Here is a 13,458-nt window from a genome sequence, read left to right on the forward strand (position 1 = left end):
CCAGGACTTAGAACACGGAAGCAAAATTTATCCGTTTGTTTGAGTCCTATTTGCGTAAGTGAAATGGGATTCTGGCAAAGCATCCCAGTTTATTCTAAACCGGGATGCTTTTTTATATGAAATCGGTGGGAGATGATGGAATTGAGAAGTGATCAGATAAAAAAAGGCATTGATGCAGCTCCAGCAAGGAGTTTGCTCTATGCAACAGGACAAGTCAAAAATATTCAAGATATGAATAAGCCCTTTATTGCCATCTGCAACTCGTATATCGATATCGTACCTGGTCATGTCCATCTGCGAGAATTGGCAGATATTGCCAAAGAAGCCATTCGAGAAGCTGGTGGGATCCCCTTTGAATTCAACACAATTGGTGTGGATGATGGGATTGCCATGGGACATATCGGGATGCGGTATTCATTGCCCAGTCGTGAACTGATTGCTGACTCAGCGGAAACCGTCATCAATGCCCATTGGTTCGATGGTGTGTTCTACATCCCTAACTGCGACAAGATCACACCGGGGATGATCTTAGCAGCGATGCGTACCAATGTCCCAGCAATTTTTTGCTCTGGGGGACCGATGAAAGCTGGGATTGATCCTAGAGGCCATCAAACGACGTTGTCTTCCATGTTCGAAGCCGTCGGCGCCTTTAAAGAAGGAAAAATGTCCCAGGCCGATTTTGAATTTATGGAACAAAATGCCTGTCCCACCTGCGGGTCCTGTGCCGGCATGTTTACAGCCAACTCCATGAATTGTCTCTTGGAAATTCTAGGATTGGCATTACCAGGGAATGGGACGATTCTGGCGGTGTCACAAGAACGACGGGAGCTGGTACGTAAAGCAGCGTTCCATTTGATGGATTTAGTAAAGAATCAAGTGAAACCGCGGGATATCGTGACAGAAGCAGCCATCGACGATGCGTTTGCCCTTGATATGGCAATGGGAGGTTCGACCAATACCGTCTTGCATACATTAGCTATCGCCAACGAAGCTGAGATTGATTATGACTTGCGGCGAGTCAACGAGATTGCCGAACGGGTTCCTTACCTTTCAAAGATCGCCCCCTCTTCTGCATATTCGATGCATGATGTCCACAACGCTGGTGGGGTCTCGGCTATTATTCGCCAGTTGGTAGACATAGAGGGAGCGATTCATCCGGATCGGCTGACCGTTACTGGCAAAACATTGCGGGAAAATGTCGCTCAGGCGACGATCAACAATGAAGAAGTAATTCATCCAAAGGAAAATCCCTACAGCCCGGTTGGTGGCTTATCGATCCTTTACGGGAATCTTGCCCCTCAAGGAAGTGTCATCAAAGTGGGGGGAGTTGATCCAAGTATTCAGCTTTTTAAAGGCAAAGCGATTTGTTTCGATTCTCATGATGAAGCGGTAGCCGCCATTGACAATCATACGGTCCAAAAAGGACATGTGGTGGTGATCCGCTATGAAGGACCAAAAGGCGGGCCAGGGATGCCGGAAATGCTGGCGCCCACTTCGAGTATTGTTGGACGTGGGTTAGGCAAAGATGTAGCACTGATCACAGATGGACGCTTTTCAGGAGCCACCAGAGGAATCGCGGTTGGCCACATTTCTCCTGAAGCAGCAGCCGGTGGTCCGATCTCTTTGATTCGCGATGGTGATGAAATTGTGATTGATCTGCAAAATCGTTCATTGGAAGTCTTAGTCTCAGAGGAAGAATTCATGCTGCGCGCACAAACACGTCCCAAGTTTCGTGCCAAAGTGAAGAAAGGCTGGCTAGCACGATATACGGCGTTAGTCACATCAGCGAATACCGGGGCGATCATGAAAATCAGCGAGGAGGAAGCGTAATGGAGAATATCCAGTTGAATGAAGTCACTCGAACCGGTGCCGAAGTGTTAGTCGATAGCTTGCAGCAACAAGCAGTCGAACTGATTTTCGGGTATCCTGGCGGAGCGGTCTTGCCATTATATGACCAACTCTACGATGCTGCGATTCCGAATATTTTAGCTCGTCACGAACAAGGCGCTGTCCACGCAGCAGAAGGCTATGCCAAAGCCACCGGAAAAGCCGGCGTTGTTCTAGTAACTAGTGGACCAGGAGCAACCAATGTGGTAACCGGAATCGCTGACGCTATGAGTGATTCTGTGCCCCTCGTGGTGATCACTGGTCAAGTAGCTACGGCGGGTATTGGCAAAGATGCGTTTCAAGAGGCGGATATTCTTGGGATCACATTACCGATCACCAAGCACAATTACCAGGTCAGACATGTCGATGAGTTGCCGCGAGTAATCGCCGAAGCTTTTCATATCGCTACAACGGGCAGAAAAGGACCCGTGGTGATTGATTTACCCAAAGATGTCACGCTTCAGCGGACAGCCGCCGCCATTGAGTTGCCGATTGAGCGAAAAAGCTATCAACCGAATGTTTTGCCCTCTGTCTTGCAAATCGAGAAGCTGATGAATTGTTTAAAGCAAGCCAAGCGTCCAGTCGTCTTGGCTGGAGCTGGTGTTTGTGCTACCGATGCTGCCGAAGAATTGCGTCGGTTTATCGAAACCCATCAGTTACCGATCGTTACCACCCTCTTAGGTCTTGGATTAGTGCCAGCTGATCATCCCTTGTTCTTAGGAATGGGGGGCATGCATGGCACCTATGCGGCCAATATGGCATTATCTGAAGCGGATTTGATCATTAATATTGGCTCACGTTTTGACGACCGATTAGCCACAGCCGGCAGTCAATTTGGCCAACAGGCCATTGTTGCTCATATCGATATTGATCCTGCAGAAATCGGCAAAGTTGTTCAAACAGCCATTCCGATTGTAGCGGATGCGAAAGCTGCTTTGGTTCAGCTGTCCCGGTATCCTATGGAGAAATTGCAGGGAGAGGAATGGCTCCATCGCTGCCAAAAACGGAAAAAAGAACATCCTTATCGCTATGACCGCGAGGTAACAAAGGAAATCAAGCCGCAAAAATTGATTGAGGAAGTGGGCCGCTTGACGAAAGGGGAAGCCATCGTTGTCACTGATGTTGGCCAGCATCAAATGTGGGTCGCTCAGTATTACCCTTTTCACTTTCCCAAACAGCTGATCACCAGTGGCGGTTTAGGAACGATGGGGTACGGCATTCCCGCAGGGATTGGGGCAAAGTTTGCGCACCCTGAAAAAATGATCGTCGTTTTTGTAGGCGATGGCGGTTTCCAAATGACCAATCAAGAGTTTGCGCTGTTAAATGATTATGGACTGGATGTCAAATTCATTTTGATGAACAATCGCTCTCTGGGGATGGTTCGGCAATGGCAAGAAACCTTTCATAATGAACGCCGTTCGGCCTCTGTCTTCACGAAACAGCCGAATTTTGGTCAATTAGCAGAAGCCTATGGCATCAGTAGTGTACGGATCGAAACCCCAGATCAATTGACCAATCATTTGGCCAGTGCATTACTGGAACCTGGTGCGCGACTGATCGAGGTGTTGATTTCACCGACAGAGCATGTGCTGCCAATGATTCCACCGGGAAAAGCCAATCATGAGATGATAGGAGTTTAAAAGACTATGAAACGTATCCTTGCTGCCATCGTGCACAATGAAGCTGGCGTTTTAAGCCGCATCACCAGCGTATTAAATCGTCGCCAAGTGAATATCGAAAGTATTTCCGTTGGGGTCACCGAACAGCCGGAGTTTTCGCGGATGACGATCATCATCAATACAGAAAACCTGCAAGAGACAGAACAAGTGACAAAGCAATTGAATAAGCAAATCGATGTCTTAAAGGTTTCAGATATTACCGAAGACCCTCACATTGAACGGGAGCTAGTGCTGATCAAAGTGAACGCACCAACGACTACTCGCTCGGAGATCCAAGCTGTGATCGAACCTTTTCGTGCCCATATCGTGGATGTTGCATTGAAGACTATCGTGGTTCAAGTTGCAGGGGATTCAGAAAAAGTAGCCGCCTGTATTGACGTGCTGCGGCCTTATGGAATTAAGCAAATGGCTCGTACCGGTGTGACAGGTTTTACTAGAGGTTAAACGCAAGAACAGTTGCTTTTAATAAAAAAATTTGGAGGGAAGCATACATGGTAAAAGTATATTATAACGAAGTAACAGATAACTTAGGAGAGAAGACCATTGCAATTATTGGCTACGGCTCTCAAGGGCACGCCCATGCACAAAATTTAAGAGATACGGGGCACGATGTCGTGATTGGGATTCGTGCCGGAAAATCAGCCGATACCGCAAAAAACGATGGCTTTCCTGTGCTTCCAGTTTCAGAAGCGGTCCAACAAGCAGATGTCGTGATGATTTTAGCCCCTGATGAGATCCAAGGCGCTCTTTATGAAAAGGAAATTGCGCCGAATCTTTCGGCTGGCAATGCATTGGCTTTTGCCCATGGCTTTAATATTCATTTTGATGTTATCACCCCTCCGAAAGAGGTAGATGTTTTCTTAGTAGCACCAAAAGGACCGGGACATTTGGTGCGTCGAACCTTTACTGAAGGCTTTGCTGTCCCTGCGTTGTTTGCCGTTTATCAAGATGCGACCGGTAACGCCAAAGAAACAGCTCTTTCCTATGCTAAAGGAATCGGCGCTACAAGAGTCGGTGTGCTGGAAACCACCTTCAAGGAAGAGACGGAAACCGACTTGTTTGGTGAACAAGCCGTCTTATGCGGTGGACTGACAAGCATGATCGAGGCTGGTTTTGAAACACTGGTGGAAGCCGGCTATCAGCCAGAATTGGCCTATTTCGAAGTGTGTCACGAAATGAAATTAATCGTTGACTTGATTTATGAAGGAGGCTTTGCCAAGATGCGTGATTCCATCTCCAATACTGCAGAATACGGGGATTATGTCTCTGGCTCACGAATCATTACGGAACAAACAAAAGCCAATATGAAAAATGTGTTGACGGATATTCAGAACGGCACATTTGCCAAAGGATTCATCGCCGATAATCAAGCTGGTTTTCCAGAGTTCAAAAAAATGCGAGAACAAAACGGCAATCATCCCATCGAAAAAGTTGGGTCAGAATTAAGAAAAATGATGCCTTTTGTTACGAAAGATTAAGGAGGAATCACGGTTGCTGGTATCTGTCGAGCAAATAGAACAAGCCTATGAAAGGTTGCAATCAGTCGTTACAAAGACGCCTTTGCAATATGATCGGTTTTTATCCAAGAAGTATCAAGCGACTATTTTACTGAAACGAGAGGATCTACAAAAAGTCCGATCATTTAAACTTCGCGGTGCTTATTACGCTATCACGCAGCAAGATTCGGCTAGATTGAAACGAGGAGTCGTCTGTGCAAGTGCCGGCAATCATGCCCAAGGGGTCGCCTATACTTGTCATGAATTGAAAATCGCAGCGGTTATCTTTATGCCAACGACGACACCCCAGCAAAAAATAGCGCAAGTTTTGTTTTTTGGCGGTGAATTTGTCCGGATTGAACTTGTCGGTGACACCTTCGATGCTTCCGCAAAGGCAGCCCAGCACTATGCCAAAGACCACCAAATGGCGTTTATTGATCCCTTTGATGATCCCGCCATTATTGCAGGGCAAGGAACGTTGGCGGTTGAATTATTGACAGAAGCAATGCAACGCAATTATTCCATCGATTATGTCGTGGCAGCAATTGGCGGTGGCGGATTGATCAGTGGCGTGGCAACGTATTTGAAAGAAAAGCAACCTACGCTTTCGATCATTGGTGCTGAACCCTTGGGAGCAGCATCGATGCAGGCAGCTTTTGACAATCACGGCCCCATCTCTTTGGAGCAGATTGATAAATTTGTTGACGGAGCAGCCGTCAAAAAAGTCGGTCAATTCACCTACCAGCATGCGGCCCACTATGTCGATCGACTCGTAGCGGTAGATGAGGGCTTGATTTGCCAAACCATCCTAGAATTGTACAGCAAACAAGCCGTTGTGGCAGAACCGGCAGGAGCGCTAAGTGTGGCGACTCTTGAGTTGATCAAAGAAGAAATCAAGGGGAAAACCGTCGTTTGTATTATCAGCGGTGGCAATAATGACAGTACCCGAATGGCAGAGATTGAGGAAAAGTCATTGATCTATCAAGGATTAAAACATTATTTTGTGGTCAATTTTCCTCAAAGGCCTGGGGCATTGAAAGAATTCGTCAGCAACATCTTAGGACCTACAGATGATATCACTCGATTTGAATATACTAAAAAGATCAATCGCGGAACAGGACCAGTATTGTTAGGCATTCTGCTAAAAAGACAGGAAGATCTGCCTCCATTACTGACCCGCATGAAACAGTTTGATCCCCAATACATCGACTTGCGAGACAATCAATCACTTTATACTCTTCTTGTTTGATCGTTGCTTCAAACATCTCGAAACAAACGACTTTTTTTCTTTTAGAAAAGGAGTTCGTTTGTTTTTTTGTTTCAGTTGGTTCTTTCAGTCGGGCCTTTCACTAGTTAATAGGTAAAATGAGCGATTCTTGTTATAATAGAAGTAACAAATCGTAGATGGGGGGCGGATGTATGGAGTTTGTCTTTTCAAGAAAAGAGCAAAAAACGCAAATTTTGTATGGAGAAACACTAACTTCTGTTTTACGGACACAGGAAATTGCCAATGATCAAGTCATCATTCTTACAAATCAACGGTACTATGATCGTTTCTCAGAAAAATTGACCCGTTTGTTTTTACCAAAGGAAGTTAGCTGGTATATTTGTACCAATCAAATGTATTGCAATAATTTTACCGAATTTCAGGCGTTTATCTCTTTTCTAAGCCGCTTTTCGAAACAGGAAAACTATTTGATCGTAGGTTTTGGCAATGAAGGTGTGCTAGCGTTAAGCAGTTTCATTCATTACACGTCGATTCTTACCAGTGATCTTTGGCTGATTCCAGTCTCTTTACGTGCATTAGCTAAAAGTGTCAAAGAAGCGGCAATTGTCGTTAAAAAACCAGATACGCCAGTTTTGCAAAGCCCAAATGTGCCGCAAGTGGTGGTATATGATCAAACGATTGCTGAAAAGCAAAAAGATGGGAAGCTAGTCGATTTACTGGTTTTGATCCGTTGCGGTCTACTCACAGATCAAGCCTTTCTCCGAGAGCTCTTTCGCACGTTTCTAACAGAAAAACAAGTAAACAACCGCTCCTTTGCCGCCTATACTGATCGGGTGATCCACGCCTATCAGGAAAACGGTGCAGCACTTGAAGAATATGGCCAAGTCTTTACCGATGCGTTTTATAAGACGGAAAATGGGCATTTGCTGTCTGATGCCATGAAGCTTTTTTATGGGTTACTCTTTCACTTGATCTGGAATGTTCAGCAACAGCAGTTAGCAGTCAAATTAGATAAGCTCTGCTTGTGGCTTGACCAATTGGGGTATCCCCTCGTATTGCCAGACCAACTATCTTTAAGTGACTATTTTCAACAAGTGCTACAGTTACAGAAAAAAGAGAAAAAACTGCTTTTTTTATCAGAAATTGGTACAATAGGGGGCAGAACGAGCGCATTAGAAGAGGATCTTGTCCGGACAATGAACGCTTACCAAACAATAATCAATCAGATAAGAGGAACATAGATGGAAACTTACAGTGAAAAAATGTTACAGGCATTAGCAGCAGAAAATTTAGCGGAGGCACAATTGAATTTTGTCCAAGCAATGCAATCAGATGCCAATGAAGTCTTGGCTGAATTAGGTGAAGAGTTGATCCAAATCGGCTTTTTAGAAGAAGCTCGGGAAATTTTTGCTACGCTACAAGAACGGGTGCCTGAAAATGAAGAATGGTTATTATCACTAGCAGAAATCGCCATGGAAAATGACCAAATCGACGAAGCTTTTGATTATCTCGATCGAATCACGCCTCAAAGCCCGCTCTACCCGCAAGCATTATTGATCAGTGCTGATCTCTATCAATTGATTGGGATTCCTGAAGTCAGTGAAGCCAAACTATTAGAGGCACAAAAGCTGCTGCCCAAAGAATCACTGATTCGTTTTGCACTAGCAGAATTGTATTTTTCAACCGATCGCTACCAAGAAGCGGCTGAGTTTTATCAGGGCTTACTAACGGAAAATATCCAAGAGATTTCAGGTGTTTCTTTATTAGAACGAACTGGAGCTGCATTGAGTATGGCTGGGAAATTTGAAGAAGCCATCGAATATCTGGAAGCCAGTTTAGCTGAAGACCAAACCGATGATCGACTCTTCCAAACCGCATTGGTTTACTTACAGTTAAAAGAAAATGAACAGGCGATTCGTTACCTGCAGCAGTTGCGGGCATTGAATCCCCAATACCGCTCGTTGTATCTTTATTTGGCAGAGGCATTACAAGAAGAAGAGCAATTGGAAGAAGCGCAGACAGTCATTGAAGAAGGAATCCATGAAGATCCGTTTCAAGTGGATTTTTATCATTTTGCATCAGAGAATGCGTATCGGTTGCATGATAGTGAAGCGGCCGAATCCTTCTTGTTAAAAGCCCTTGAGACGGGAGAAAAAGAAGATGAAACATTATTGACTTTGAGCAATCTCTATTTGAATGAAGAACGCTGGCAAGAAGCGGTACTTGCAATCGAGAAGATGGAAGATAATGAACAGCCCCATGCTTTGTGGAATCTGGCGCAGGCTTACAACGCATTAGAAGAATTTGATCAAGCAGCGAAGTTTTATGAACAAGCTAATGAAGGGTTGCAGCATGAACCTGCTTTTATGAAAGAGTATGGATTGTTCTTACGAGAAGAAGGCCGACTCTCTGAAGCACTACCTTTACTGAGACACTATTTAGCACATGAACCTGGTGACCTGGAAGTGCAGTCGATCGTGGAGGATTTATTAGAAAGATAGGTGAGGGATATGAACATCAATGTACAAGAAAAGAAAAAGTTTCTCAATTGGTTAGTTTCTACCGTGTCATTCAGCCGACGAGAAGTTTCTTGGGTTCTGAACTACCTAGCAAATCATGAAGCCATTTTGACAAATGTTCATTTTGTTGAAGGGGCGATGCAGACGGATCGAGGGTTGAGTGTCCGCAGTACGGAAATTGGCGGAGAACCCTTTGTGTTAACGATCCAAAATCAAACGTTTTCGGATATTGATCAAATTTTTCATGAAATCAGAATGAACTGGAAACAGCCGCTATATTTAGAATGTATCTTTCCAAATCCTTGGGAAAAATCACTTTATCTAGCTGTTTTGGAGGACAATCCCTTTGAGCGATGGAATGATCATGTGGATGAAGAAGTGCAAAAACAGGTGACTGAATATCTTGATAAAGAAGCCGTGCAGCTAAAAATCGAGAAATTATACCGTCAAATCGATCTCGCATTAGAAAATGGGGATCGGGATGCTTTTTTGGAATTATCGGATGAAGTCAACCGCTTCAAACTGGATCAAAAAGAAAAAAGCCACTGAATAAAAAAGGAAAAAAATTAAGTGAAAAATCCTTTGAGGAAAAACTGAGGGATATCCTGTCAAAAGATCATCCTTAGGAAACAATACAAAAAATCCGCAAGAAAACGCGACCTCCGAGTCAAGCACTTGTTGTCAAAAACAGTGCACTGGAGCAATCCCGTTACTGGCGGATTTTTTGATTACGATTCGATGAATGTTCTCATCCTTTTGGTTTGGCTGCCTTACGTTGCAAAAGGCGTGATTTCGGACGTAAATAGGTGAAGCCTTCTCCTTCGACTTCATGGACATTGATCACCGACACGAAGGCCTGTTGATCGAAATCCGCCACGATTCGTTTGACTTCTGAAATTTCCCGACCACTAACGACCATATAAATGATGCGTTTGTTGATGCCGGAGTAAGCTCCTTCACCATTTAAAAAAGTGACCCCTCGTTCCAATTCATTCATTAAAACAGGTGCAATCTCTTCGCTGTGATTGCTGATGACCAGAATTCCTTTTGCTGAGTAACCCCCGTCCAGAATCGAGTCGATCACGCGAGTAAAGACATAAGAGAAAATCAATGTATACATCATGCGTTTCAAATCAATATATGTTAAGGAAAGCAATAGAACGAACACGTCAAAGATCAACAACGAGCGACCGATGGTGATACCGAAGTTCTTTTCTAAGATTCGGGCTAAAACATCGACACCGCCAGTCGTTCCGCCTACTTTATAGACGATACCGCTGCCGATTCCTGCAATTAGTCCTGCGAGTAAGGCGACAATCAATAGGTCATGCTGCAGATCGATCAACAATGGCACTGTCTGCCAGAAGCCTAGCCAAAAGGAAAGCCCAAAGGTTCCAATCACTGTATAAACCAGCGAACGTCTTCCAAGAATCTTACCCCCTAGTAAAATGATTGGTATATTCAAAATCAAGGTACTGTAGGCAGGGTTGATGCCCCATAAGGCCCGCATGATCAACGTGATCCCAGTCACGCCTCCTTCTGCCAAATCATTGGGAATATTTAAATAAACGAGACCAAAACCGTAGACACTCGTTCCTAGAACGATTAAGGCAATGTCGCGGGCCGTCCGCCACGAAAAAAAAGATCGCATCCTGTTTCCTCCATTTTCTAAATCTCACAAGTATCAATTTAGCACGAAATGGTCCATTAAACAATATGAGCTAGTTGATCCTCTATCTAGGCAGTTGCGTCTTCTTTTGCTAAAATGTGGAAGAAAGGGTGAAGAGGATGACAGAAAAACGTTCACTATATGACATGCAAGAAGAAGTAGATGCGTATATCCAACAATTCAAGGCGGGGTATTTCAGCCCTTTAGCACAGATGGCCCGTTTAACAGAAGAAGTTGGAGAATTAGCACGTGAAATCAATCATCATTATGGCGAGAAAGCCAAGAAGACGACAGAAGTTGAAAAAACAGTAGCTGAAGAGTTAGGGGATGTCCTTTTTGTCACCATGATCATGGCAAACTCTTTGGGCATTGATTTAACAGAAGTATTTGAAGCAAATATGGAAAAGTTCAATCGCAGAGATGCGTATCGCTTTGAAAGAAAAGATGGGAAGACAAATGAAACTGACTAAACTACCAAAAGAATTTGAACAAGCCAAACCTGTACTGCAAAGAATCGAAGCAGCTGGCTACGATGCCTATTTTGTCGGAGGCAGTGTCAGAGACACGATTTTAGGACAGCCCATCCATGATGTGGATATTGCAACAAGTGCCTTTCCAGCAGAAATCAAAGCACTTTTTCCTCGTACCATCGATCTAGGAATCGAACATGGCACGGTGCTTGTCTTATGGGAAAATGAGCAATATGAGATCACGACTTTTCGGACAGAAGAAGCTTACCAAGATTTTCGCCGGCCTGATAAAGTCGCTTTTGTCCGCTCATTAGCAGAGGATCTAAAGCGCAGAGATTTTACCATCAATGCCTTTGCTTTAAAAAAAGATGGCGAAATTGTTGATCTGTTTGATGGACTGGTCGATTTGCAGCAGCATGTCTTGCGAGCAGTAGGGCAGCCTCAGGAGCGATTCCATGAAGATGCCCTACGGATGATGCGAGGATTGCGATTTGTTAGTCAGCTAGGGTTTGAACTAGAACCTCGAACATTCGAGGCTATTTACGACAACCATCAGCTGCTGGAAAAAATCTCTGTGGAGAGAATCACGATTGAGTTTGTTAAATTGTTGTTGGGAGCACACCGAAATTCCGCGTTGAAAGCCTTTGTGGCGACCGAATGTTATCTTTATTGTCCCGGATTGAAACAAGCAGGGGAAGCATTGCTGCGAATGGCCGATTTACCGGAGAGACCATTGAGCAATGAAGCCTCTGCGTGGGCACTATTGATCGATCAGATTGGCCTTCCGCCAACCCAGATTCGTTCTTTTTTGAAACAATGGAAGTGTTCCAATGAAATGATTCGATTGGTTCAATCGATTTCAGCAGGTGTCTTGCAACGAAAAGCCGGCCCCTTTAGTGAGGAAGCATTGTATCACTTAGGAAGTGAAGTCGCTTGCTTGTCAGAAGAATTGCTTTATTATTACGGACAAGAGATCGATCTTTCAATCAGCCAAGAACGGTATCAAGCATTACCAATCCATTCGCTGAAAGACTTGGCGATCAACGGACGTGATTTATTACAGCACTTTGACCGCTCCGGGGGACCTTGGATGGCAGAAGTATTAGCCGCTGCAGAAAAAGCAGTGATTGAAAAACGAGTCGTCAATCAGAAAAAAGCGCTATTGGCTTTTGCCGAAACGCTAAGCGATCACCAATAAAGAGGTAGGAGAGAAAACCATGATCGAAAAAGATTTTCCAGTTACAAAAGAAGATACAGCCCTTGCAGTAGGGTCAGGAGGCTTGGCCGTCCTAGCTACACCACGGGTGGCTGCGATGGTAGAAGCGGTTTGCTTTGAAGCGCTGGAAGCGCGGATGCAACCGGGGACCACTACAGTGGGAACAAAACTTACGATCGATCACCGTGCAGCTTCAGGGATTGGCGCAACTGTGCGGGTAACGTGTGAAGAAACTCAAAAGGAAAAGTGTTATGAATTTGCTTTTCGTATTTTCGAAAACGAGGAACTGTTAGCAACTGGCACGCATCAGCGGGTAGTAGTCGATACAGCACGTTTTTTAAAAAAAGTGAATGGGAAAAAAGGTTAATTTGTGCTCCTAAGCGGACATTGTGTTAGAATTGACTTGTATGAATAAAAAAAAGGAGCGTTATGTCATGGCTAGAGAAATGAAAGCACTAAAATTTTATTTCCGTAATGGAGAAACTTGGACGATCGAGCGCCGCTACATTGGAGATTTGTGGATCAAACAAATCACTACCAGTTTTGGTCGCATCCACGGAAGCGAATTTGTTGAGATCCATCCTTGTGCAGGATTCAAAATTGAGATTTTCCAAGAAGGCGACCATGTTGCGACCCAAGATATCAACTTAGGCGGACTGGAATTAGGGATGTTTGCCCGCGCTTTGAAATATGAAGATATCGAACGGATGGAAATTCTTTATCGTAATGGAACACCTGATCTTGTTTATTTCCCTTACAAAGATAAAGATACTGAAGGATTGGATAATGTGTACCAATCAACAAAAATCAGTGAAAAAACAAAGAGTCTTTATATCGTGATCGATCCAAATCAAACGGTTGAAGATGTGTATCAAGAACATTTTGACGCGTAAAAAAAAGCAGAACGCAGAGGTTTTCTCTGGTTCTGCTTTTTTGTCATGATCACAAATAAGTGCGGAAAAAGTCCGTATATTTTTTCAGTAAAAGATAGTCTTGTCTAACATTATCTTTAAGAATGATTTTGTCCCCTAGTAAGCTTTTACGAGCATTTTGGATGATGCGGTGTTGAATATCATGATCGATCAAATAATCGATCTCAGTACGTTTGATTTCTGGAGAAGTACTCTCGCGATTTTTTTCAAGATACTGTAAAAGATCATATTCAAGGTGTCCGGCATCATTGATTACTCGCTTATATTCGATTTTGTCTACTTTCACACGATCACCCTCCTTTATAGAATACGTTACATTATTTGAGAAAGAATGTAAAAAAAATCAATGTTAATTAGTAAAT

General features: G+C 44.0%; 14 protein-coding genes. 12 read left to right on the forward strand and 2 right to left on the reverse strand.

Annotated elements, in window-relative coordinates; genetic code table 11:
• Positions 1-141 precede the first annotated feature (141 nt).
• The 8 genes from ilvD to Q0A12_RS11020 all read left to right on the forward strand — a co-directional run bounded on the left by ilvD (position 142) and on the right by Q0A12_RS11020 (position 9,358).
• The gene (ilvD, locus tag Q0A12_RS10985; RefSeq protein ID WP_291292702.1) at positions 142-1,830 is read left to right on the forward strand and encodes a dihydroxy-acid dehydratase; all 1,689 of its coding nucleotides are present in this window, start codon (positions 142-144) and stop codon (positions 1,828-1,830) included.
• On the forward strand, positions 1,830-3,527 hold the full coding sequence (gene ilvB, locus Q0A12_RS10990; protein WP_291292688.1) for a biosynthetic-type acetolactate synthase large subunit: 1,698 nt from the start codon (positions 1,830-1,832) through the stop codon (positions 3,525-3,527). Before ilvD ends, ilvB begins: the two co-directional genes overlap by 1 nt.
• Before the next feature lie 6 nt (positions 3,528-3,533).
• On the forward strand, positions 3,534-4,010 hold the full coding sequence (ilvN, locus tag Q0A12_RS10995) for an acetolactate synthase small subunit (RefSeq protein ID WP_291292689.1): 477 nt from the start codon (positions 3,534-3,536) through the stop codon (positions 4,008-4,010).
• A gap of 47 nt (positions 4,011-4,057) precedes the next feature.
• The gene (gene ilvC / locus Q0A12_RS11000) at positions 4,058-5,044 is read left to right on the forward strand and encodes a ketol-acid reductoisomerase (RefSeq protein ID WP_291292690.1); all 987 of its coding nucleotides are present in this window, start codon (positions 4,058-4,060) and stop codon (positions 5,042-5,044) included.
• Between the two features lie 13 nt (positions 5,045-5,057).
• Positions 5,058-6,311: a threonine ammonia-lyase IlvA gene (ilvA, locus tag Q0A12_RS11005; protein WP_291292691.1), complete on the forward strand. Its 1,254-nt coding sequence runs from the start codon at positions 5,058-5,060 to the stop codon at positions 6,309-6,311.
• 170 nt (positions 6,312-6,481) lie between these two features.
• Positions 6,482-7,531: a hypothetical protein gene (locus tag Q0A12_RS11010; RefSeq protein WP_291292692.1), complete on the forward strand. Its 1,050-nt coding sequence runs from the start codon at positions 6,482-6,484 to the stop codon at positions 7,529-7,531.
• Positions 7,532-8,791 (forward strand): tetratricopeptide repeat protein, encoded by a 1,260-nt coding sequence (locus Q0A12_RS11015; protein WP_291292693.1) that lies wholly within the window; start codon positions 7,532-7,534, stop codon positions 8,789-8,791.
• A gap of 9 nt (positions 8,792-8,800) precedes the next feature.
• A complete protein-coding gene (locus Q0A12_RS11020) occupies positions 8,801-9,358 on the forward strand; it encodes a YpiB family protein (protein WP_291292694.1) in 558 nt (185 codons plus the stop codon).
• A 199-nt stretch (positions 9,359-9,557) separates the two neighbouring features.
• Here Q0A12_RS11020 and Q0A12_RS11025 read toward each other — a convergent pair whose 3' ends face one another.
• Positions 9,558-10,460 carry a YitT family protein gene (locus tag Q0A12_RS11025; protein ID WP_291292695.1) on the reverse strand — a complete coding sequence of 301 codons (903 nt, stop codon included), beginning with the start codon at positions 10,458-10,460 and terminating at the stop codon, positions 9,558-9,560.
• A 137-nt stretch (positions 10,461-10,597) separates the two neighbouring features.
• On the opposite strand from Q0A12_RS11025, the gene Q0A12_RS11030 reads away from it, so the two are divergent.
• The 4 genes from Q0A12_RS11030 (at position 10,598) to Q0A12_RS11045 (ending at position 13,057) form a co-directional block, all read left to right on the forward strand.
• A complete protein-coding gene (locus Q0A12_RS11030; RefSeq protein WP_291292696.1) occupies positions 10,598-10,948 on the forward strand; it encodes a nucleotide pyrophosphohydrolase in 351 nt (116 codons plus the stop codon).
• Positions 10,935-12,146, forward strand: a complete 1,212-nt coding sequence (locus Q0A12_RS11035) for a CCA tRNA nucleotidyltransferase (RefSeq protein ID WP_291292697.1) — start codon at positions 10,935-10,937, stop codon at positions 12,144-12,146. Before Q0A12_RS11030 ends, Q0A12_RS11035 begins: the two co-directional genes overlap by 14 nt.
• Positions 12,147-12,165: 19 nt before the next feature.
• A complete protein-coding gene (locus Q0A12_RS11040; RefSeq protein WP_291292698.1) occupies positions 12,166-12,531 on the forward strand; it encodes a dihydrolipoamide acyltransferase in 366 nt (121 codons plus the stop codon).
• Positions 12,532-12,598: 67 nt separating this feature from the next.
• Positions 12,599-13,057 (forward strand): hypothetical protein, encoded by a 459-nt coding sequence (locus Q0A12_RS11045; RefSeq protein WP_291292699.1) that lies wholly within the window; start codon positions 12,599-12,601, stop codon positions 13,055-13,057.
• A 49-nt stretch (positions 13,058-13,106) separates the two neighbouring features.
• On the opposite strand, the gene Q0A12_RS11050 is transcribed toward Q0A12_RS11045, so the two are convergent.
• A complete protein-coding gene (locus Q0A12_RS11050; protein ID WP_291292700.1) occupies positions 13,107-13,382 on the reverse strand; it encodes a hypothetical protein in 276 nt (91 codons plus the stop codon).
• Positions 13,383-13,458 lie beyond the last annotated feature (76 nt).

It is taken from the genome of Enterococcus sp., assembly GCF_022711995.1.
In the GTDB taxonomy this organism is placed as follows: domain Bacteria; phylum Bacillota; class Bacilli; order Lactobacillales; family Enterococcaceae; genus Enterococcus_D.

What these genes read in the sequence shown, in the direction of transcription:
- ilvB (WP_291292688.1), top strand. Translation starts at nt 1,830, where the DNA reads ATGGAGAATATCCAGTTGAATGAAGTCACTCGAACCGGTGCCGAAGTG.
- ilvN (WP_291292689.1), top strand. Translation starts at nt 3,534, where the DNA reads ATGAAACGTATCCTTGCTGCCATCGTGCACAATGAAGCTGGCGTTTTA.
- ilvC (WP_291292690.1), top strand. Translation starts at nt 4,058, where the DNA reads ATGGTAAAAGTATATTATAACGAAGTAACAGATAACTTAGGAGAGAAG.
- Q0A12_RS11010 (WP_291292692.1), top strand. Translation starts at nt 6,482, where the DNA reads ATGGAGTTTGTCTTTTCAAGAAAAGAGCAAAAAACGCAAATTTTGTAT.
- Q0A12_RS11015 (WP_291292693.1), top strand. Translation starts at nt 7,532, where the DNA reads ATGGAAACTTACAGTGAAAAAATGTTACAGGCATTAGCAGCAGAAAAT.
- Q0A12_RS11020 (WP_291292694.1), top strand. Translation starts at nt 8,801, where the DNA reads ATGAACATCAATGTACAAGAAAAGAAAAAGTTTCTCAATTGGTTAGTT.
- Q0A12_RS11025 (WP_291292695.1), bottom strand. Translation starts at nt 10,460, where the DNA reads ATGCGATCTTTTTTTTCGTGGCGGACGGCCCGCGACATTGCCTTAATC.
- Q0A12_RS11030 (WP_291292696.1), top strand. Translation starts at nt 10,598, where the DNA reads ATGACAGAAAAACGTTCACTATATGACATGCAAGAAGAAGTAGATGCG.
- Q0A12_RS11035 (WP_291292697.1), top strand. Translation starts at nt 10,935, where the DNA reads ATGAAACTGACTAAACTACCAAAAGAATTTGAACAAGCCAAACCTGTA.
- Q0A12_RS11040 (WP_291292698.1), top strand. Translation starts at nt 12,166, where the DNA reads ATGATCGAAAAAGATTTTCCAGTTACAAAAGAAGATACAGCCCTTGCA.
- Q0A12_RS11045 (WP_291292699.1), top strand. Translation starts at nt 12,599, where the DNA reads ATGGCTAGAGAAATGAAAGCACTAAAATTTTATTTCCGTAATGGAGAA.